Source organism: Hymenobacter sp. ISL-91 (assembly GCF_018613725.1).
In the GTDB taxonomy this organism is placed as follows: Bacteria; Bacteroidota; Bacteroidia; order Cytophagales; family Hymenobacteraceae; genus Hymenobacter.
In genome coordinates this window covers 1-20,784 of the sequence record NZ_JAGGPS010000015.1, presented here as the reverse complement: position 1 = coordinate 20,784, position 20,784 = coordinate 1, and the positions used below count along the sequence as shown (strand labels likewise).

Below are 20,784 nucleotides of genomic sequence, written 5' to 3'. Positions count from 1 at the left end.
CCCCGCCCCTACACCGTGCGATGAGGACAGCAGCTGATATGTCAAATTCACCCTTTGCCCTCAAATGGAAACTGCGCCAATGCTTCCCAGGGGCCGCCACGGTAGGCCCACAGCGCCAAGCCGGTACCAGTAACATCGTAGGGCTCAAAATCGGCGGAAAGCTGTTCGTGCAGGCTGCGGGCCACGGCGGGCAGCACCTTATTTTGCACCGTAATATGGGGGCGCAGGGGTTGTAAATCCTGGGGACGTAGCGTGGCGGCCCAGCGCGTCTGCAGTCCGCGGTGAAGCTGGCGCAGCTGGTCGTTTTCGAGTGAATATGCAACGCCCTGGCCCAGAAACCGCACGCCTGCAACACGCAGCAGCAGGGGTGGGGTAGTGGCTGCTACGGCCTGTAGCTGTTGGGCAAGGGCAGCGTAATCGGCTCCCGGTAAATGGTGAAAAAGCGTGACGTGGGCCCGCAGGTAATTGCGCGCCGGCGGGAAGTGCGCCGTACGTAGCCGGTCGAAATGCTGTTGGGCTTCCTCGTCGAGGAGCAGGGTCAGAATCAGGGGCGCATCAATGGCGGTGGGTGGAAAATCGGGCATAAGAAAGCAAATACCCCGATACGCAGACAGGGCGCATCGGGGCATTGAGAGGGCCTGATTGACGAAAAAATCTGATGCTACTTTTCCAGTACCACGCGGGTGGTGCTGGCAGCGCCGGCCTGCTGCACGCGCAGCAGATAGAAGCCGGCGGGTAAATCGGCCATCGGCACTTCAACCGAAGCCAGTCCGGCCGGTACTGTAAGCTGTCGGACTACCGCACCCCGGGCCGAAACCAGTTCCAGCGTGGCGCTTTGGCCAGGCATTGGCAGCAACACCTGTGCCGTGTGGCGTACGGGGTTGGGGTATACGGCGGCAGTGGCCGCACTGTGCACTACCCGGACTGCGGAGTAGCTCACAGTACCGTCGCGGTCGTGCATGGCCAGCCGGTAGTAGGCCGTGCCGGGCAAGGGGCGGGCATCGATGGCCGCGTATTGCTGGCCGGTGGCCCGGTTGCCGGCCGCTACTAGCGCCACGGTGGTCCAGGTTGTAGCCGTAGGGCTGCGCTCCACTTCGAAGTGGCTGGCCCGCTCCTCGAAGGCCGTGGCCCAACTCAGGCGCACAGTTGGGCCTGTGGCTTCAGCGTCGAAGCGGGTGAGCGTAACGGGCAGGGGCAGGGCATCGGGGAAACTCACGGCGTCGCCGCGGTTGCAGCCCAGGGCATTGCCAAACGAGCGGTTCTCGTAGTTGCCGGTTGTGTTATCCACCCGAAATATCTCTCCACTTCCGGCCCGCACTACATACACGTTGCTGAACTGATCGGAAAACATCGAGCCAATATTGCTGTCGGTGGTGCCGGGGGGCAATGGGGGTAGCGGTACGGTGGGCGTAGTGGTAACGCCCACCGGGGCTGTGCCGGGGTTGGTAATGGTGAAATACTGGCCCGATTGCCCGATGTAGCTTACCAGATTACCACTGGGCTTGTCATACACCCAGTCCTGAATCCCGCCCTCGGGTACCGGAGTGGCGAGCCCGGAGTTGATGTAGGCTTGTGTCTGGGTTCTGTAGGCTTCGATGATGGACGCCGTGGCAGGGTCAGAAGCATCTACTCGTTGCCAAGTGGGGGCCGCCACGGGGGCAGGTGTAGCCGGTAAGCTGGTGGTGCCTACGTATAAGCGCACATCGGTAACGATGGCCGAACCCGGAATTGGTAGCCCCAAAAAGTACACAGCAGAAATACGAAATGTAACTCCCCCGAGGTAATAGGTACCGTCAGGGTTACTGTCGCCCACAAAACTTAGCGTTTGCCGATAGTCGGTGGCCGTTACGAAAGAACCCGAAGGCGGGGTCAGGCCCGTGGTAGGCGTGGGGGGCGGCGTCATCGGGCCGACGTTGGTGGCCACGGCCGTGTTCAGGTCGATGCGGTATAAATCGGGCGGAGTGCCAGCCTGAATAGAGGATATTGTTGGCGGGACTACGCGCATACCATACAGCGCAACCCGGTTGTTGTCATTGTAGCCTAACCCATTCACTACAATACCGGTACCGGCTTCGCTAACGATGCCGATGGGGGTAATCGAGCCGTCGGTGTTGATTTTGGTTAGCTCGGAAGGCTGATTGAGGCTGCTTGGGCAGGGGGTGGATACGGCGTAGCTATTGGTAGGAAGTTGAGCCCGTGCCTGTAGCGCAAGGGTCGAGGCCAGCCAGAAAAGAAGAAGTCGTTTCATAATGAGAAAGGAAGGAGGGTGAAGGACGGGTATATATGTAATATAGTAAAATAACTAGTTATATGTCAATTATTTGAGACTCACATACGGGCGAATCTCACTTTGGGATACATTATTTCTTTTGGGTACTCCTGGCCAGCGCTTTGCTAAAAAACAACGTAGCGCGAAGCTCCAGCTTCGCGCTACGTTGAACAACATTGCTCAGAAGTCAGCAACGATGCATGAGGCCAGAACCTCGCCTTAAAGCCCGGGTTGGGCCGGCTCTGCTGTTGCCAGTTCCGCGGGCTCCTATGGCTCTCGTGCGCATCTTTACCCAATTCATTCTACTGCCGCTGCTATGCCCTACACCCTGCTCATCTGCCACTGCGGCCAGCTGCTCACGCTGGCCGGCCCACCCGCCACCTGCCCGCTGGCCGGCCCCGACCAGGCCAACTGGCACAGCATCACCGATGGCTACGTGGCCTGCGAAAACGACCGGATTGTAGCCGTGGGCCCAATGGCGGAGCTCGATGAAAGCCAGCTCACGCCCGCCACGCGCATAATCGAGGCGCACGGCCGGGTGGTGATGCCCGGGCTGGTAGAGTGCCACACGCACCTGGTGTTTGGCGGGCAGCGGGCGGCCGAGTTTGAGCGCAAGCTGCGGGGCGAGTCGTACCTCGATATTCTGGCCGGTGGCGGCGGTATCCTGAGCACCGTGCGCGCCACCCGCGCCGCTTCCGAAGCCGAGCTGCTGGCCGCTGCCCTGCGCCATCTGGCCGATTTCAGGCGCTACGGCGTTACCACGCTCGAAGCCAAGAGTGGCTACGGCCTCGACGCCGAAACCGAGCTGCTGCTGCTGCGCGTGGCCCGTGCGGCCGGCAACCAGCAGCCCGTGCGGGTGGTGCCCACCTTCCTGGGGGCCCACGTGCCCGGCCCCGAGTACGCCGGCCGCCCCACCGACTACCTGGCCATGCTCGTAAACGAAGTGCTGCCCCAGATCAACCCAACCGAAGTGCCATTCGTCGATATTTTCTGCGAGCAGGGCGCCTTCAGTGTCGCCGACTCGCGCGCTTACCTGGCCGCGGCCCGCGAGCTGGGCTTCGGGCTGAAAATCCATGCTGAGCAGATGCACGAGCTGGGCGGCTGCGAAATGGCCGCCGACCTGGGTGCGGTCAGTATCGACCACGCCGACTACCTTTCGGCCGAGGCGGCGGCCCGCATTGCCGCCGCTATGCAGGGTCGCACGGTGGCCGTACTGCTGCCGCTGGTGCCGCTGTTTCTGCGCCTGACGCAGTACGCGCCGGGCCGGGCGTTCATTGATGCGGGCCTGCCAGTGGCGCTCAGCACCGACTTCAACCCCGGCTCCTGCCCCAGCAAAAACCTATGGCTGGCCCTGAGCATGGGCTGCCTGAAAATGGGCCTCACGCCCGCCGAAGCCATAGCTGCCGTAACGCGCAACGCTGCCTGGGCCATCGGTCAGCAGCAGGAGTGCGGCAGCCTCACGCCGGGCCTGCGCGCCGATGTGCTGGTGCTGAACGTGGCCACGCTACCCGAAATACCCTATTGGCTAGGCGACAACCCGGTACACCAAGTGTTTATCGGCGGCGAGCTGGTGGAGGAAAATTTGTGAGGATGAAGGCAGTGTGGCGGTGCGGGCAATGAGCGGGCAGCCTGAGGCAGTACCTGGAAATGCGTGATGCTACCGGCTTGGGGCCAGCAGGGCGAAGCGCAATAGCCGCCGAAACCGTAGTTTAGCCGGGCTTCCGGACTGCCGGAGCTTTGGTTCTACGTTGCTTTCCTATTATGCTACTGCCCCTGTATCAGGTCGATGCCTTTTCCGACCGCCCGTTTGCCGGCAACCCCGCCGCCGTGTGCCCCCTCACCGAGTGGCTGCCCGAGACTACCATGCTGGCCATTGCCGCCGAAAACAACCTGGCCGAAACGGCCTTTTTCGTGCCCAAAGCCGGGGTGGAGCAGGAGTACAAAATCCGCTGGTTTACGCCTACCGTGGAGGTGGAGCTGTGCGGGCACGCCACGCTGGCTTCGGCGCACGTGCTTTACCGCCACCTCAATTTCCAGGAGCCCGAAATCGTGTTCCACTCGAAAAGCGGCCCGCTGCGTGTGCGCCGCGCCGAAAACGGCATGCTCACGCTCGACTTCCCAGCCCGCCCGCCCCAGCCGCTGCCCCGCCACCCCGACGGCTTGACCGACGGCCTGGGAGCCACCCCGCTGGCCCTGCTGGCCGGCCCCGACCTGGTGTGCGTGTTCGCCTCGGAGGCCGAAGTGCGGGCCCTGCGGCCCAACCAGGTCCGGCTGGCCGAGGTGGAGTTTCGCGGCGTGATTGCCACCGCCCCCGGCACCGGCGAAATCGATTTCGTGTCGCGCTTTTTCGGCCCCCGGGTGGGCGTGCCCGAAGACCCGGTAACCGGCTCGGCCCACACCACGCTGGTACCCTACTGGGCCGAGCGGCTGGGCAAAACCAGCCTCCACGCCCGCCAGGTATCGGCCCGCGGCGGCGACCTATGGTGCGACCTACGCGGCGACCGGGTGTTGATGAGCGGCCACGCCGTCACCTACCTCAAGGGCGAAATGGAGTTGGGGGAGATGTAAGCTGATGCTACGCAGTATGCGCATTGCTTGCCGCGTGCTGTAGGAGCGGGGCTTGCCCCCGCCCGCCGTTCGCTCCGTGTTAACGACAATCGTTCAATGGTGGGCGGGGGCAAGCCCCGTCCCTACAGCGCGCGGCCGCCGCTACCCGCCCCGCAACTGCTCGCGCCCAAAGCCGCCGCGCTCGATAACCTGCTCCACAAACAACGCCTTGCCCGGCACTCGCAGCAGCGCCTGGTGCAGCTCTTCGGGTACGCCGGTGTAGCGCACCAGCCCACCGTGGCGGTACTCGATTTCCAGCGTAAGCGTGGCCGGGTCGTAGCCCACGGCTTTGAGGGAGGTGGAACGGATGGGGCGGCGGAGCATCTTGGCTAGCGTAAGATTGTGAGTACTGCGTCAAGATGGGGAAATTATGCACGCCACGAGAAGTTGCCGGCGCAAACCCGCTGCAGAAAGCCTCGCCTACGCCGCCGGCTTCTTCCTGTCCGCCGCTACCTTCTTGCCGGCTACCGGGGCGGCCAGCTTGGTGGGGTTGTCGGCCAGGAACTTGCCCCAGCTTTTACCACCGGCCTTCACGTTGTTGCCCTTCTGGTAGTGGTGGCACAGGGCCACGCCCAGCGCGTCGGTGGCGTCGAGGAACTTGCTGGCTTCGGCAATGGGGGGCAGCGTGAGGGTCTGGCGCAGCATGTGGGCCACCTGCTCCTTGGTGGCGCTGCCCGAACCCGTTACGGCCTGCTTTACCTTGGTGGGCGCATACTCCACGTACGGAATCTGGCGGGAGAGGCAGGCGGCAATGGCCATGCCCTGGGCCCGGCCCAGCTTGAGCATGCTCTGCACGTTTACGCCGAAAAACGGGGCTTCAATGGCCAACTCGTCGGGCAGGTACTCGTCAATCAGCTCCAGCATGCGCTCGAAAATACGCTTGAGCTTGAGGGCGTGGTTGGTGCCCAGCTTCTGCATGTCAATCACGTCGTAGCAGAGCACCGTCACCTTCTGGCCCCGCACCTCAATCACGGCGTACCCCATCACCGATGTGCCGGGGTCGACGCCCATAATCACCTTGGGCAGTAGTTCGGAAGAAGAAGCGAGGGGAAGAATCATTCTTTTTGAGCTGCAAGCCTCAAGTTACAGGCTGCAAGCTTTATGTTTGGTAGCCCTTTTGGGCGTTGGAACTGAGCAAAGGCAGAAGAGTCGATGCTACTAAAGAAGCTATACCAAGCTTACCGCCTGAAGCTTGAGGCTCTGATAAGCTAACTTGCCGAAATTACGCAACCCGCTGCTATTTTGCCTGCTTCGCCACCCCAAAGCTACACCCAAAGCCCCAAACCCCGCGTGCCTGCCCGCCCGGTACCGGCCCGGTGGGGGGGCTGGGTGGTGGCGGCCAAGCTGGGTGTTACGCTGCTCACGTTGGCGTTGCTCTGGCATTCGCTGGTCGATAATGAAGCCACAGCCGCCGCGTGGCGGGGGCTGCTGGCGCGCAGCCTTGGGGGGCAGGGCCGGGTGCCGGTGCTGCTGGCGCTGCTGCTGGTGCCACTCAACTGGGGCCTCGAAAGCTGGAAATGGTGGCGACTGGCCCGGCACCTGGAGCCCGTTTCGTTTCGGCGCAGCTTCCGGGCAGTGCTGGTGGGACTTACGCTGGGGTTCGTGACGCCCAACCGGGTGGGCGACTACGCCGGCCGTATTATGGAGCTCAAAAGTCGCCGCCTCGATGCGCTGGGCGCCGTGTTTCTGGGGCGCTATTGCCAGCTGGTAGCCACGGTGGCGGCTGGCACGGTGGGGTTGCTGTACTTTGGGCTGCGCTTCTATCTGAACGGCTACCCGGCCGCGCAAATCGGGCTGGTGGTGCTCACGCTGGTCATCAACCTGGCGGTGCTGCTGCCACTGTACCATTCCGAGCTGCTGGTAGCGGCCGTGCAGGCCGTGAAGCCGCTGCGTCGGTTTAGCCGCTACGTGGCCGTAATGCCCACTTACCCGGCCCGGCTGCTGACTGATGTGCTGCTGATTTCGGGCCTGCGCTACCTGGTGTTCGGGGCGCAGTTCGGGCTCTTGCTGCTGGCCTACGGGGTAGATGCGGCCGTGGGTCCGGCGGCGGCGGCCGTGGCGGGCACCTTCCTGCTCAAGTCGCTGGTGCCCTCGCTCAATGCCCTGGCCGATGTGGGCGTGCGCGAGCTGTCGGCCACGCACTTGTTCGGGCTGCTGGGCCAGCCGCCGCTGCCGGTGCTTAGTGCCAGCCTGAGCTTGTGGGTGCTCAATATTGCCGTGCCCAGCGCCGTGGGGCTGATTTTCGTGCTCCGCCTGAAAGTGCTGCGCAAGCGCCAAGCCGGCCCACCTACCGGGCCCACACCAGTTTCGGCAGCAGCTCCGGCTCCCGCCGAAATCACCCAACCCACCACATGAGCAGCGCGTGGGGCCTGTTGCTGCTGGCATTTCCGGCGCTGTACGCGGGGCAGCTGCTGCGCCTGCGCCACGCCTGGCAGCAGCTGCCGGTGCCCGAGCTACTGCCGCTGCCCGACAACTCCGATTCTGTTGCTGGTTCTGAGTTGCCCATTGCGCCACGCTTTTCAGTGCTCGTAGCCGCCCGCAACGAGGCCGCCAACCTGCCGCAGCTACTCGCCGATTTAGCCCACCAGCACCTATCGGCCCACCAGTTCGAAGTTATCATTGCCGACGACCACTCGACCGACAACACGGCCGCGCTGCTGGCGGCGGCGGCCCGAACGGCCGCTTTTCAACTGCAAATAGTGCGGCTGGCCGAAGTGTCGGGCGAAGTGGGAGTCGGCAAGAAAGCGGCTTTGCAGGCGGCCCTGCAGCAGGCCCGCGCCCCCTGGGTGGTGTGCACCGATGCCGACTGCCGCGTGGGCCCCGACTGGCTGCGGGCCTACGCTACGCTGCTCGACGATGCCGGCCCGGATGTGCATTTCGTGAGTGGGCCGGTGCTGCTGACGGGGCCGGATACGCTGCTGCAAAATCTGTCGGGGCTGGAGTTTGCGGGGCTGGTGGGCACGGGCGCGGCGGGCATTGCGGCCGGCACGCCCACCATGTGCAACGGCGCCAACCTGGCCTACCGCCGCACGGCTTTCGAGGCGGTGGCCGGCTACGCGGGCAACGCCCACCTACCCAGCGGCGACGATGAATTCCTGCTCCATAAGCTGCACGCGGCGTTTCCGGGTAGCATCCGGTTTCTGAAACACCCGGCCGCGCTGGTGCGCACGGGCGGGCCGCCCACGCTGGCGGCGCTGCTGCGGCAGCGGGTGCGCTGGGCTAGCAAGTGGCGGCACTACCGACACCCGCCCTCACAGCGGCTGGCGGTGCTGGTGCTGCTGGCCAATTTGGCGCCAACGGCTGGGCTGCTGGCCTCGGTCTGGCAGCCCGCGCTGCTGCCCGGGGCTGCGGCCGGCCTGGGCCTCAAGCTGGCCGCCGACGGGTGGTTTCTGGCCCCGGTGCTGCGCTTCCTCGGCCGCCGCCGCTGGCTGTCCTACGCGCCGCTGCTGCAGCTGGCTTATGCGCCCTACGCGTTGTTGGTGGGCCTGGCCGGCCTGCGGGGCGGCTACTCTTGGAAGGGTAGGAGGGCCGGGTAGGCGCGAGCAGGATTACTGCGTTGCTGACTTGCTATTGCGGCGCTTTGGGGCGTACTTTCTGAGGTGTTCCAACTGCGTTGTCAAGATGAGCAAGAACCTCCTGGAAATCGTGATGCCGGCCAGCCTGGCGGTGGTAGCTGGGGCCATTTGCGGCTGTTTGTTGCTGCTGGGCAGTAATCTGATTGTAGAGCCGCCGATGGATTTAGCCAATCAATCGGCCTGCGCCGGGCCATATATACCCGAGCAGAATAATTTAGCTCCGCAGCCGCAGCTAACTGCTGCCGAAACCTTGAACATTGCATCCGGCGACGCGCTGTTCAAGGGTAACTGCGCCCAGTGTCACGCCATCAACGAAGTGGTGGTAGGTCCCGCGCTGGCCGGGGTTCGAAAGCGGCGGCCCGAGAAATGGCTGCATGCCTGGGTGAAAAACTCCAGCAAGCTGATTGCCAGCGGCGACGAGTACGCCCTGAAAATCTACGAGCAGTACGATAAGCAGCAAATGCCCTCCTACAATCTTTCAAACGAGGAAATCAGCCAGATTTTAGACTACGTGGAGTCGGAGGAGCGCAGATACGTGGTTTCAGCAGTCAACTGAAACACCCCGCGCATCCTACCTATAACCGCTGCGGGAAACCCCGGCTGAACATTTACCTTTACGCCTCACTACCTGCCCTTCCTGCCGTGACCGACGCCGAATTTGATGTACTCGACGAGCTATATTTCGTCACGCCTTTTACCGAGCTGCTGAAAAAAACCGGCCTGCCGCGCCCCGAGCTCGTGGACACGCTGCGCCGGCTGATGGACGTGGGCTACGTGCGCAGCTTCTGGCCCGACCCCGACACCGAACTGGCCTACGAGGAAAGCTCGTTCGGGGCCCTAGTGGGCGACTGCCAGTTTCTGGCTTCCAAAGAAGGCCTGCTGCAACACAACACCCGCTGATGCCTGCTGCCCCCGTCGCTGCCGTAACTGCGCCGACGCCGGCCCGCTCGCCGGGCTATTATGTGCGCCAGCGCCTGCTGCGCAACCTGCCGGCCATGCTCGGGCTAGGCTTTATCGTGCTCTGTACGCTGGTGGCCGTGTTGGGCTACTGGGTGCTGCCCGACAACTCGCCGGCGGCCAACAACGGCCTGGTGCAGCTCCAGAAAGAAGCGCCCGGCTTCCGGGCCACCCTGCTGCGCCTGCCCCGGCCCGATGCCGTACGCGACGCCGCCGACAACCCGCTGCGTACCTGGTGGCAGGGCCGTGCCCCGCGCTTCCGTGAGGTGCCCATTGCCGGCTACCAAATCGTGGGCGACTCACTTATCACGCAGCCCTACCAAAACCACTCGGCCCTGGCCGACCAGCGCCAGGCCTACGCCCTGAGCGCAGTGGCCGGCCGCAGCGGTTCGGCCGCCGAGCTGGCCCCGCTGGCCCGCCAGAACATCATCGAAAGAACCTACTGGCTGGGCACCGACAAGGCCGGCCGCGACGAGCTGAGCCGGCTGCTGCTGGGTACCCGCATCAGCCTGGGAATCGGGCTGGTGGCCGTGCTGATTTCGGTGCTGCTGGGCATGCTGGTGGGGGCCGTGGCCGGCTACGTGGGCGGCTGGCTCGACTCGCTGCTGCTGGGCCTGATGACGGTGGTGTGGAGCATTCCGGGCATTATGCTGGTCATTGCCATTTCGCTGGCCCTGGACAGCAAAGGCGTCTGGACCTCGTTTGTAGCCGTGGGCCTGACTATGTGGGTAGATGTGGCCCGTGTGGTGCGGGGACAGATGCTGAGCTTAAAGCAGGCCACTTTTGTGGAGGCCGGCCGGGTGCTGGGCCTGCCCCAGCGCCGCCTGATTGCCCAACACCTGCTGCCCAACATGACCGGCCCGCTGATTGTGCTGGCCACAAGTAATTTTGCGTCGGCCATTCTGCTCGAAGCTGGCCTGAGTTTCTTAGGTTTGGGAGTGCAGCCGCCGTCGCCATCGTGGGGCCTTATGGTGAACGAAGGTTTTCAGCTGCTGGGCACCCGCGCCGGTTTGTGGCTCACGCTGCTGCCGGGCCTTGCTATCAGCCTGCTGGTGCTCAGCTTCAACCTGCTCGGCAACGGCCTGCGCGACGCCTACGACCCCAAAACGCCGCTTTAGCAATAAGTCGGTGCCCGTCATTCGGAGCGCAGCGAAGAATCTCGCATGCTGACATTGGAATAGTAAACAGATGCCACACGCGAGATTCTTCGCTGCGCTCTGAATGACGTTCACCAAACTGCCAAACCACTACATCATCACTATGCCCAATACTACTCCTGAAAAAAAGTTGTTCCTGAAAGAGCGGGAGTTGGGGGCGCTGCTGGAAATCACCCAGGCCATCAACCAGGACCATACCGAAGCCGCCCTATACCGGATTTTCCAGTTTACGCTGCTTGGCCAGCTCAACATCCGCCGGCTGGTGCTGTACGTGCTGGACGAGGGCCAATGGCAGTGCATGACCTATTTCGGGACCGGGCAGGTCGATTTCCGGCAGGTAGAATTGCCACAGCTGATTACCGATACCTGCATCAACGCCTCGTGCCGGCTGGACGAGATTGCGGGACTGGAGCCGGTGTGGGCCAACCTCGAAGTAGTGATTCCGGTGGGCAGCAACGGGCAGGTGCTGGCCTACGTGTTCATCGGCAACGCCCACGACGATTATGCCGGCGAAGAAGCGCTTAAGTTTCTGCAGACACTGAGCAACATTCTGGTGGGAGCCATTGAAAACCGCCGGCTGGTGCGGCAGCGGGTGGCCTCGGCGGCCATGCGCAAGGAAATCGAAATTGCCCGCGAGGTGCAGACCATGCTGTTTCCGCAGCGCCTGCCCAACGATGCCCACCTGGCCGTGCACGCCAGCTACGTGCCCCACACGGCCGTGGGCGGCGACTATTACGACGTGGTGGAGCTCGACGGCGGCCGCCTGCTGCTGTGCGTGGCCGACGTGTCGGGCAAGGGCGTGGCGGCCTCGCTGCTGATGTCCAACTTCCAGGCCGGACTGCGCACGCTGCTGCGCCAGGGGGCCGACCTGGCCACGGTAGTGCACGAGCTCAACCACCTCATCTTCCGCAACGCCGGCGGCGACAAGTTCATCACTGTTTTCTTCGGGCTCTACGACCGCGCCACCCGCGAGCTGCAATACGTAAACGCCGGCCACAACGACCCGCTGCTGCTGCTCGACGACGGCGGTGCCAGCCAGCCGCTCAAAGAGGGCACCATTATGCTGGGCGTGATGGAGGAACTGCCCATGCTGAAGGTCGGCCACCTCGTGGTGCCGCCCCACAGCCTGCTGCTCACCTACACCGATGGCCTGACCGAAGTATTCGACGCCGACCAGAACGAGTTTGGTGAGGAGGGTGTGCTGCGCGTACTGCGCCAAAACCGCTACGCCCCGCTCACCACCGTACACGCCGAGTTGCTGCGCGAAATCACCGTCTTCGATCAGGCCGGCACCGGCTTCGCCGACGACGTAACCATCCTAAGCTGCCGGTTTAAGTAGAAGGTACTGGTGTAAGGCCAGACGACCGTCATTCTGAGCGAAGCGGAGCGTAGTCGAAGAATCTCTACCGCCAAAGTAGTCCTGTCGTCGGGAGTTGCTTTGGCGGTAGAGATTCTTCGACTACGCTCCGCTTCGCTCAGAATGACGAGCCTTTTCTCACTTCTCACGCTTCTAGCCTCTCCGCCTGTACCCAGGTGCCCAGTCGCACCAGCATGGCCAGGTTGATGAAGAAGAATGAGCCGATTTTGTCGACTTCGACCAGTTCGTTGAGCAGCAGGTGGAACACGATGATAACAAAGCTCAGGCCGCAGGTCAGCAGCACAGCGCGGTACTCGGAGCCTGGCGCGGTGCGGTGGTATAGCGTTTCGATGGTGATGAGCGTGGCCCCGACCAGCAGGATAAACAGCAGCATGCCCGGGAAGCCCTGCTCGGCCATCAGCAGCAGGAAGTAGTTGTGGGTGGTTGATTTTTCGGGGTTGTCGCTCACGTAGGTGCGGAAGCTGCTCACTGTGTAGCGCTTGTACTCGGGGTAGAAGGTGTTGGGGCCGCTGCCCACCAGGGGCTTGTCGGCGGCCATGCGGGCTGCTGCCACCCAGCGGTACACCCGCTCCATGCCCGACACGTCTTCGAGTTTGTAGGTGGCCTCCAGGTGCTTGCCGAAGTTTTCGCCGTTGAACACGGTTTTCTCGAAATCGGGCGCGTAGAGCATGTAGTTGTTCTGGCTCATAAAATAGCCGGCCCCGGCCAGTGCCGCCACCAGGGCGCCCGCCAGCACCAAGCGCGTTTGGCGCAGCCGCACCACCAGGTAAAACAGGCCCGCCACCGGCAAACTCAGCACCGAGGCCCGGGTATAGGAAAGCAGCAGGCCTACCAGCACTAACCCCAGCACTGCGCTCCATCCCCACCGCGCCGCGCCCTGCCGGCTGCGCCAGCGGTAAAAAATGAAGGGCAGCAGCAGCGCCAGCACGCTGGCGTAAATGACGTGGTTGCGGTAAAAATCGTGCACCGCCCACTGCGTGGCATCGAAGGCAAAGCCTTTGGTAGCTTGCTTAACCAGGATAACGACGACCGTAACAACGGTTCCGGCAGTATAGAGCAGCGTCACGCGCCACAAATCAGCGGGACGACGTAGCAGTAGCAGCGTACCCAGCACAAAGGGCGTCAGGTACCAGCTTTTAGCCAGCAGATACTTGATGGATTTGGTGCTATCGACTGAGAAGAAGGCCGATACCAGCGCCCATAATAGCGTGAGAGACAGAATGATAAGCAGCGGGTGCGTCAGCTCGCGGGCCGGCAGCCGGTGGCGGCGCATAAGCAGGCTGGCGCCAATGCAGCCGCTGAGCACCAGCATCAGCGGCTCGGAGGGCACGTCGAGGCTGAGGCTGCCGCCAAGCGAAATCTCGCGCGAGAAAGGCAGCGTCAGGAAAAACAGCCAATACACCAGCCGCCAGTCAACCAGCAGCACTACCAGGCCCAGGCCGGCCAGCGCCGGCAGCAGCGGCAGCGGCGAGGCCAGTAGCGCTGCTGCTGACCCTCCTAGCAGGAGCAGCAGCATCAGGACTACGAACAACCGCTGAGCCGGCGCCAGGGGTGCCCAACGGCTCAGCAGGGCCTGCGCCACGCCGCTCACGAGCCCGCCGTGCCGGTGGTTGCCTCAGTGGGCCGGGGCGGAGCACTGCGCCGGCTCCGCTCGTAGAGTTCCAGCAGGGTCACGAGTACCACCGCTACGGCCAGGGTTATAATCACCGAGCCCACTACAATCAGCCAGCGCACAGGCTTGCTTTTTCGGGTGGCGGGGTAGGCCTTCTGCACAATGTAGAGCGACGAGATTTTGCCCTGAAGCGTCAGATCAGCCGTTTCGTATTCGCCACGGGCTTTCACTAGGCGCTCCTGCAAATCGTTGAGCCGGGCCACGAACAGGCCCATCGAATCGGTGCCCTGCACGTAGCGCTCCAGGTTGATGGTGTTGGAGCCACCGGGGCTGGTGAGTGCCTGCAGGGCCCGGCGGGCACCGGCCGCCTGGGCAGTGTTGCCGCTGCCCTCGGCCTGGCGCAGCTTGCTTTCGAGGGTAATGATTTCGCGGGCCATGTAGCGCCCCTGCTGTTCGAGGCCGTAGATACCGTAGCGGCGGCGGGCCTGCACCAGCCGCTGGCGCGATTGCTCGAACTCGTTCCGCAGAAAATCAAAGCGCTGCTTGTATAGACCCAGCACGTTGCGGCGGTTTTCGAGCGTAAGCTGCTGATTCATCGAGTCGATAACCTGCACAAGCCGGTTGGCTAGCCGGGCTGCCAGCTGCTTGTCGCGGTCTTCAAATGTGAGTTCAATAGCGTCGCGCTCGTTGTGTACAATATTTAAGTTGGAGCTGAACTCGTAGAGCACAGCATTTTTGGCCGCATCATCGCCCGGGGCGCCAACTTTATAGTGCTTGTAGAGGTCGAACTCCCGAATCAGCTGCTCGGCCACCGGCTGCGACTGACCAATGGTGATAACACGGTCCAGATCTTCGGAGCGGCCACCCAATTCCAGTTTGCCGCCGTCAACCAGGCGGTCGGGGTCAGTGCTTTCGGGGTTGGTTGGAAAAAAAACGGCCGTCGAGCGGTAAATATTGGGTAGCAGCAGAGCCACGGCGGTGCTTAGTACGGCGGCCAGCACCACAGCGGCCAGCACCAATTTTTTCCACCGATTGATAACGGGCCACAAGCCCAGCAGCGAGTAAGACGATTCGGACATAAATACAGTAGGCCGCGCCCTCGGGAAGTGGAAACAGAAAAGGGCTGACGGCGGGCAAAGATAGCGGAAAATGGGCACTGCCAACTGCCTGTAGCCCCTGGTGAAGCCCGCCGGCTTTTGCGTAGTTTTGCGCCCTATGGCCTGGTACTGGAGTTGGCTGTGGCCGCCATGCGGGTTCTTTTTGTCTGTTTAGCCTCCTTCGCACATTAAACGTTTCTTCGGCAACATTGGCTTTGTAGTGCTGCTCAACCTGCTGGTGAAACCCGGTTGGGTGGTGCTCGAAAACGTAGTGCAGGACCGCATCGGCCACGAGCTGTTCGGCACTTTCACGGCGGTGCTCACGCTGGCTACCATCGTGGCCGCCGTGTCGGATTTGGGCACCACCCAGCTCAGTACCAAGCGCCTGGCCGCCTCGGCCAGCTACTTCACCGACTTTTTCCCTACGCTGCTGCCCCTGCGGGCCGGGCTGGGCATCAGCTTTCTGGGCCTCACGGTGGGGCTGGGCTGGGTGTTAGGCTACCGCGACCATTGGCTGCTACTGCTGGCCCTCACGGCCGCCGGGCTGCTGTTTACGCAATACACCCAGTTTTTGCGGGGCGTGCTACAGGCGCACCAGCGCTTCAATACCGATGCCGTGCTTTCGGTGCTTGAGCGGGTATTGCTGCTGGGCCTGGTGCTGGGGCTGTTGCCAATTGGCCTCACGCTGGACCGGTACGTGGCTATGCGCGTGGTGGCGGGGCTGTTTACGTTGCTACTGCTCGTGGGCCTCATCCGCCGGCTGTATGGGCCGGTGGGCTTGCGCCCGCGCTGGCAGCAGGCCCGGCAGCTGCTGCTCGAAAGTCTGCCGCTGGCTTTTATTACGCTGGTGTACGGCCTGAATGAGCGCATCGACATGCTCATGCTTGAGCGGCTGGTGTCGCCGAGGGAGGCCAGCTACTATGCCGCGGCCTACCGCTGGGTTGATGCCGTGATGATGTACCTGTGGACGGTGCTGCCGCTGTTTTTTGCCCGCTTCGCCCGCGCCACCGGCCAGCCCGCCCAGCAGCAGGAGCTGCTCTGGTTCGGGCAGCGGGTCGTGACGGTGCCGCTGCTGCTGGTGGTAGCCTTCGGGCTGTTTCGGGGCGAGCTGCTGTTCTTCCAGTTCGGGCACAGCACGCCGGCCGAAATTGCCCGCATGACGCAGTGCCTGCAAATCCTGTTTCTCAATGTACTGGTCCACGCATTTTTCGCCATCTACAGCACTTTGCTCACCAGCACCGACCACGAAAAGCCGGTTTCCTGGCTCGTAACGGCCAGCATCGCCCTCAACGTGAGCCTCAATTTCCTGCTGATGCCGCGCTTTGGGGCCCTGGCCGGGGCAGCCAACACCACCTTGTGCGCCGTATTTGTGTCGGTGGGCTACGTGTGGCTGGTGCCGCGGCGCACCGGCGTGGCGCTGCCGCTGCAAATGCTGGGGCGGCTGGCCCTGGCTTTTGGGCTGCTGTGCGCCGGCTGGTACGCGCTGCGCACCTACGCCGGCCTGCCCTGGTGGCTGGAAACGGCGCTGGCTGCCGGGCTGCTGCTGGCTTTGGTGTTTGCGCTGGGCGTAGTACGCGTAAGCGAGCTGCAGCTGCTGCTAAGGAAAAATAAGCCGGCAGCCTGATTGGCCCCCTGCCCAATAACATAACAGTAGTTGCGCACCAACCCGGCACTCAGCCCTGAAGCCCATAAGCCTCCCCAATGCACATTGCCGTCAACGTCCGCTTTCTGCTGCCCGGCGACAAGCTGGAGGGCATCGGGCGCTTTACGCTCGAAACCCTGCGCGAGCTGGTGCGGCAGCAGCCGGAGCACACGTTCCACTTCCTATTCGACAGGCCCTTTGACGAGCGGTACCTATTAGGTCCTAATGTGGTGCCGCATGTGCTGGGGCCGCCGGCGCGGCACCCGCTGCTGTGGCTGGCCTGGTTCGAGGGCGCGGTGGCGCGTTGGCTGGCCCGCCACCGCCCGGCCGTTTTCCTGAGTCCCGACGGTTTCACCACGCTACGCACCCGCGTGCCCCGCGTAACGGTGCTGCACGATTTAGCCTTCGAGCATTTCCCGCAGGATGTTGGCCTACTGGTGCGCACTTACTATCGCACCTTCACGCCCCGTTTCGCCCGGGCCTCGGCGCGGCTGGTGGCCGTGTCGGAAGCTACGAAGCAGGACGTGGTGGCCCGCTACGGCATTGCGCCCGACAAAATACGCGTGGTGTACAACGCCGTGGACGCCCGGTTCCGGCCCCAGTCCGAGGCGGTGCAGCAGGCCACCCGCGAGCGGTACGCGGCCGGGCACCCATACTACCTGTTTGTGGGGGCGCTGCAGCCGCGCAAGAATCTGCAGAACCTGCTGCGAGCCTTTGATGCGTTTAAAACCGCCACCGGCTCGCCGGCCAAGCTACTGGTGGTGGGCCGCACGGCCTGGCAGGCCGGCCCCATCTTCGAGGTGTACCGAAGCCTGCAACACCGCGCCGCCGTGCACCTGACGGGCCGCGTAACCGATGAGGAACTGGTGCAGCTGTATGCCGCCGCCCGCGCCACCTGCTACGTGCCCTACTTCGAAGGCTTCGGCATCCCCGTCATCGAGGCCCAGGCCTGCGGCTCGCCCGTCATCACCTCCAACTGCAGCTCCCTGCCCGAAGTGGCCGGCCCCGGCGCCGCCTGCCTCGTCGACCCATTCTCGGTCGAATCCATCACGGCCGGGCTGGTGCGGGTGGAGCAGTCGGCCGAATACCGGCAGGAATTGATAACCGCCGGTTTCCGCAACGGCGCACGGTTTTCGTGGGCCGAAAGCGCCCGGCGGCTATGGCAGGAAATTGAACGAGCGGCGGATTTGGTGGAGAGGTGTGAGGGAGTGAGGGAGTAATATGCACTGTCATGCTGAGCGGAGGCGCAGCCGCAGTCGAAGCATCTCTACCGCCGTGCTAATCCTGCCGGCTGCAACGAAGCGGTAGAGATGCTTCGGCTGCGCTCAGCATGACGTTCGTATTTTTGCCGACCTGCTGTCTCACTACTCAGTACAAACTACTCACTACTCATTTGCACTTACACCGAATGCCTGGGCTGGTGCGGCAGCTGTTTCCGGAGTGTATCTGGGAAATGCCCGCCACCGACCCGCCCACACTTTACCTCACGTTCGACGACGGGCCCATTCCCGACGAGACGCCCTTCGTGCTGGAGCAGCTGGCGCGCTACGGGGCGCGGGCCACGTTTTTCTGCGTGGGCGAAAACCTGGCGCGCCACCCCGATATTGCCCGGCAGGTGCTGGCCGCCGGTCACCGCCTGGGCAACCACACCCACCGCCACCTCAGCGGCTGGCGCCACCCGCGCCCCGAGTATCTGGCCGATGTGGCCCGCTGCCAGCAACTGCTCGATGCTCTGCAACCCGCCGGCGCTGCTCCCGAGCCCCGGCCGCTGCTGCGCCCGCCCTATGGCCGCATTACCCGGTCGCTGGCCCGCGCCCTGCACCCCAGCCACCAACTCATCATGTGGGACCTGCTCACCTGCGACTACGACCCCGACTACGCCCCCGAAGCCTGCCTGCGCGCCAGCATCGCCCTCACCCGCCCCGGCAGCATCGTGGTGTTCCACGACAGCCAGAAAGCCGCCCGCAACCTGCGCTACGTGCTGCCCCGCTACCTCGATTACTGCGCCGAAGCCTGCTACCAGTTCGCGGCGCTGTAAGTTTTCAGGAGCCGGAGGGTAATAATGAGAAGAACGTCATTCAGAGCGCAGCGAAGAATCTCGCGTGCTGATGTCAGATTACTGTTGCAGTGTCAGTAGGCGAGATTCTTCGCTGCGCTCTGAATGACGTTCATTACTCACGTTTCACAACCCACCATCAAGCATGCTGTTCTTCCTCTACTTCATCGGTTGGTTTGCGCTGCTGTTGGCTTCGGCCTGGGTGCTGGGGCGGCGGTTGCTGCCTGCGCCCGTGGTGGGGGAGGGGCCGCTGCCGCGGGTGAGCATTTTTGTGGCGGCCCGGGATGAGGAAGCGGCCATTGCGCGTTGCCTGACAGCTATTCGAGCCCTTGACTACCCGCCCGAGCTGGTGGAAGTGCTGCTGGGCAACGACGGCTCGACGGACGCCACAACGGCCGTGGCCGAGGCAGCTATGCAGGGCTACGCGGGCACATTCCGGGTGCTCGATATCCGGGAAAACCTGGGCTTGGCGCGGGGCAAGGCCAACGTGCTGGCCCAGCTGGCGCGGGTGGCTACTTCCGATTTCTTCTTCATTACCGACGCCGATATTGCCGTGCCCAACAGCTGGCTGCGCGGGCTGCTGGCCTGGGCCCAGCCGAAGGTGGGCATTGTAACGGGCCTGACGCTGGTAACGGGCCCGCGGCTGTTTCATCGGCTGCAGGGGCTCGACTGGCTGTTGTCGTTGGGGTTGGTGCAGGTAGTAACCGATTTGGGCCGACCCGTAACGGCCATGGGCAACAACATGCTCATCAGCCGCGCCGCCTACGAAGCTACCGGCGGCTACGAGGCGCTGCCGTTTTCGGTCACCGAGGATTTCGAGCTGTTTAAGGCGGTGCGGGCGCGGGGCTTCGGCTACCGCAACCTGTTCCGGCCCGAGGTAATGGCTGAGTCGTTGCCGATGTACAGCTGGCGCGGGCTGCTGCACCAGCGGCGGCGCTGGATGCGGGGCGTGGAGCAGCTGCCGGGCTGGCTGCAGGCGTGCTTGGCGCTGTACGGCTCGTTTTACCTGGTGCTGGCGGCCCTGGCCGTGGGGGAGGGGCTGGGCGTGGCGCTGGCCGTGTGGGCGGCCAAAGCGGCTGTGCAGGGTATGCTGGCCACGGTGTGCTTCCGGCGGGTGGGCCGCCGCCCGCCGCTGGCGCTGCTGCCGCTGTTCGAGCTCTACACGCTGGCCCTTACGGTGAGCCTGGTGTTGTTTCGGCTGCTGCCGCTGCGCTTCGAGTGGAAGGGACGGAGCTACCGGTAGGCGTAGGGGTGATGGAGTGATGAGGGAACAGCCATAGGGGCGAAAGGTGGTGAAATCAGCACGGTGTAGGGGCGGGGCTTGTCCCCGCCCGCCGTTCGCGCCGCTGCAACCGGAATTGTTCAACCGGAATTGTTCAACCGGAATCGTTCAACGGGAATCGTTCAACGGCGGGCGGGGACAAGCCCCGCCCCTACATCGACCTCCCATTCCCGTGCTGGCAGCACCGTATCTTTGCTTCTTCCTTACCCACCCTCCCCGATATGACCTTCTCTGACTCCCACGCCCACGTATATTCGCCCCAGCTGCAACCCGACCAGGAGGCGCTGCTGCAACGCGCGTACGAGGGTGGCGTGGAAACCATCTTCATGCCCAACATCGACCACGAAAGCATCGACGCTATGCTGGAAGTGGAAGCCCGGTACCCGACGCAGTGCTTCGCCATGATGGGCCTGCACCCCTGCCACGTAACGCGCAACCTGGAGCGCGAGCTGTACGAGGTGGAGGACTGGCTGGCCCGCCGGCCATTTGCGGCGGTGGGCGAGTGCGGTATCGATTTGTACTGGGATAGAACGCTGCTGGCCGAGCAGCAGGAGGCGCTGCGGGTGCAGGTGGCGCTGGCCAAAAAGCACCAGCTGCCCCTGGTGCTGCACACCCGCGAAGCCTTCCGCGAAACCGCCGACATTATTGCCCAGGCCCAGGACGGCACGCTGCGGGGCGTGTTTCACTGTTTCTCGGGTACGCCGGCCGAGGCCGAGGAAGTTATCAAACTAGGTTTCAAGCTGGGCATCGGGGGCGTGGCTACGTTCAAAAATGGCGGCCTCGATAAAGTGCTGCCCGGCATCGGGCTGGACCACCTGCTGCTCGAAACCGACTGCCCCTACCTGGCCCCCGTGCCCCACCGCGGCAAGCGCAACGAGCCCGCCTACGTGCCCCTGGTGGCCCGCCGCGTAGCCGAGCTGCTCGGTGTATCGGTAGAGGCAGTAGCCGAAGCCACCACCCGCAACACGCTGGCGCTGTTTGGGGAAAACCAGAACGACGTAGGGGCGGGGCTTGTCCCCGCCCGCCGTTGAACGGCCACGTATGAACGGTGTAGGGGCGGGGCTTGTCCCCGCCCGCCGTTGAACGACTCCCGTTGAACAAAACCGTTGTAGCGGCGCGAACGGGAATCGTTTACCGACAATCGTTCAACGG

The 20,784-nt window shown here is 63.6% G+C and carries 19 protein-coding genes; 13 read left to right on the top strand and 6 right to left on the bottom strand.

What is annotated here, in order from left to right:
- Positions 1 to 47: 47 nt before the first annotated feature.
- Together J7E24_RS07815 and J7E24_RS07810 are read right to left on the bottom strand one after the other, a co-directional pair.
- Entirely contained in the window at positions 48 to 584 is a 537-nt protein-coding gene (locus J7E24_RS07815; protein WP_215136863.1) for a 2'-5' RNA ligase family protein, read from the bottom strand.
- A gap of 77 nt (positions 585 to 661) precedes the next feature.
- Positions 662 to 2,248, bottom strand: a complete 1,587-nt coding sequence (locus J7E24_RS07810; protein ID WP_215136861.1) for a T9SS type A sorting domain-containing protein — start codon at positions 2,246 to 2,248, stop codon at positions 662 to 664.
- A gap of 337 nt (positions 2,249 to 2,585) precedes the next feature.
- Between J7E24_RS07810 and hutI the strand changes: the two genes are divergently transcribed.
- Together hutI and J7E24_RS07800 are read left to right on the top strand one after the other, a co-directional pair.
- Positions 2,586 to 3,857 carry an imidazolonepropionase gene (gene hutI, locus J7E24_RS07805; RefSeq protein WP_215136859.1) on the top strand — a complete coding sequence of 424 codons (1,272 nt, stop codon included), beginning with the start codon at positions 2,586 to 2,588 and terminating at the stop codon, positions 3,855 to 3,857.
- Positions 3,858 to 4,030: 173 nt separating this feature from the next.
- Positions 4,031 to 4,837: a PhzF family phenazine biosynthesis protein gene (locus J7E24_RS07800; protein ID WP_215136857.1), complete on the top strand. Its 807-nt coding sequence runs from the start codon at positions 4,031 to 4,033 to the stop codon at positions 4,835 to 4,837.
- Positions 4,838 to 4,978: 141 nt separating this feature from the next.
- On the opposite strand, the gene J7E24_RS07795 is transcribed toward J7E24_RS07800, so the two are convergent.
- Positions 4,979 to 5,200, bottom strand: a complete 222-nt coding sequence (locus J7E24_RS07795; RefSeq protein ID WP_215136855.1) for a KTSC domain-containing protein — start codon at positions 5,198 to 5,200, stop codon at positions 4,979 to 4,981.
- A gap of 96 nt (positions 5,201 to 5,296) precedes the next feature.
- Complete coding sequence (gene ruvC, locus J7E24_RS07790; RefSeq protein ID WP_215136853.1) at positions 5,297 to 5,935, bottom strand: crossover junction endodeoxyribonuclease RuvC; 639 nt, start codon at positions 5,933 to 5,935, stop codon at positions 5,297 to 5,299.
- Between the two features lie 183 nt (positions 5,936 to 6,118).
- On the opposite strand from ruvC, the gene J7E24_RS07785 reads away from it, so the two are divergent.
- The 6 genes from J7E24_RS07785 to J7E24_RS07760 all read left to right on the top strand — a co-directional run bounded on the left by J7E24_RS07785 (position 6,119) and on the right by J7E24_RS07760 (position 11,904).
- Positions 6,119 to 7,231: a YbhN family protein gene (locus J7E24_RS07785; protein ID WP_215136851.1), complete on the top strand. Its 1,113-nt coding sequence runs from the start codon at positions 6,119 to 6,121 to the stop codon at positions 7,229 to 7,231.
- Complete coding sequence (locus J7E24_RS07780) at positions 7,228 to 8,412, top strand: glycosyltransferase (RefSeq protein WP_215136849.1); 1,185 nt, start codon at positions 7,228 to 7,230, stop codon at positions 8,410 to 8,412. The genes J7E24_RS07785 and J7E24_RS07780 overlap by 4 nt, the downstream gene beginning before the upstream one ends.
- 85 nt (positions 8,413 to 8,497) lie before the next feature.
- The gene (locus J7E24_RS07775; RefSeq protein ID WP_251047096.1) at positions 8,498 to 9,007 is read left to right on the top strand and encodes a c-type cytochrome; all 510 of its coding nucleotides are present in this window, start codon (positions 8,498 to 8,500) and stop codon (positions 9,005 to 9,007) included.
- An 86-nt stretch (positions 9,008 to 9,093) separates the two neighbouring features.
- Positions 9,094 to 9,351 carry a MarR family transcriptional regulator gene (locus J7E24_RS07770; RefSeq protein ID WP_215136847.1) on the top strand — a complete coding sequence of 86 codons (258 nt, stop codon included), beginning with the start codon at positions 9,094 to 9,096 and terminating at the stop codon, positions 9,349 to 9,351.
- A complete protein-coding gene (locus J7E24_RS07765) occupies positions 9,351 to 10,526 on the top strand; it encodes an ABC transporter permease (RefSeq protein ID WP_215136845.1) in 1,176 nt (391 codons plus the stop codon). The genes J7E24_RS07770 and J7E24_RS07765 overlap by 1 nt, the downstream gene beginning before the upstream one ends.
- A gap of 103 nt (positions 10,527 to 10,629) precedes the next feature.
- A complete protein-coding gene (locus J7E24_RS07760; protein WP_251047095.1) occupies positions 10,630 to 11,904 on the top strand; it encodes a PP2C family protein-serine/threonine phosphatase in 1,275 nt (424 codons plus the stop codon).
- Between the two features lie 163 nt (positions 11,905 to 12,067).
- Here J7E24_RS07760 and J7E24_RS07755 read toward each other — a convergent pair whose 3' ends face one another.
- Together J7E24_RS07755 and J7E24_RS07750 are read right to left on the bottom strand one after the other, a co-directional pair.
- The gene (locus tag J7E24_RS07755; RefSeq protein ID WP_215136843.1) at positions 12,068 to 13,459 is read right to left on the bottom strand and encodes an O-antigen ligase family protein; all 1,392 of its coding nucleotides are present in this window, start codon (positions 13,457 to 13,459) and stop codon (positions 12,068 to 12,070) included.
- 71 nt (positions 13,460 to 13,530) lie between these two features.
- Positions 13,531 to 14,634: a Wzz/FepE/Etk N-terminal domain-containing protein gene (locus J7E24_RS07750; RefSeq protein ID WP_215136841.1), complete on the bottom strand. Its 1,104-nt coding sequence runs from the start codon at positions 14,632 to 14,634 to the stop codon at positions 13,531 to 13,533.
- Positions 14,635 to 14,872: 238 nt separating this feature from the next.
- Between J7E24_RS07750 and J7E24_RS07745 the strand changes: the two genes are divergently transcribed.
- From J7E24_RS07745 to J7E24_RS07725, 5 genes are all read left to right on the top strand, one after another.
- Positions 14,873 to 16,276, top strand: coding sequence for an oligosaccharide flippase family protein (locus tag J7E24_RS07745; RefSeq protein WP_215136838.1), 1,404 nt, complete (start codon positions 14,873 to 14,875; stop codon positions 16,274 to 16,276).
- A gap of 77 nt (positions 16,277 to 16,353) precedes the next feature.
- A complete protein-coding gene (locus J7E24_RS07740; protein ID WP_215136836.1) occupies positions 16,354 to 17,514 on the top strand; it encodes a glycosyltransferase family 4 protein in 1,161 nt (386 codons plus the stop codon).
- A gap of 188 nt (positions 17,515 to 17,702) precedes the next feature.
- Positions 17,703 to 18,332 carry a polysaccharide deacetylase family protein gene (locus J7E24_RS07735; protein WP_215136834.1) on the top strand — a complete coding sequence of 210 codons (630 nt, stop codon included), beginning with the start codon at positions 17,703 to 17,705 and terminating at the stop codon, positions 18,330 to 18,332.
- 163 nt (positions 18,333 to 18,495) lie between these two features.
- Positions 18,496 to 19,593, top strand: coding sequence for a glycosyltransferase (locus J7E24_RS07730; protein ID WP_215136832.1), 1,098 nt, complete (start codon positions 18,496 to 18,498; stop codon positions 19,591 to 19,593).
- A gap of 260 nt (positions 19,594 to 19,853) precedes the next feature.
- A complete protein-coding gene (locus J7E24_RS07725) occupies positions 19,854 to 20,663 on the top strand; it encodes a TatD family hydrolase (protein WP_215136830.1) in 810 nt (269 codons plus the stop codon).
- The last annotated feature ends 121 nt before the right edge of the window (positions 20,664 to 20,784 follow it).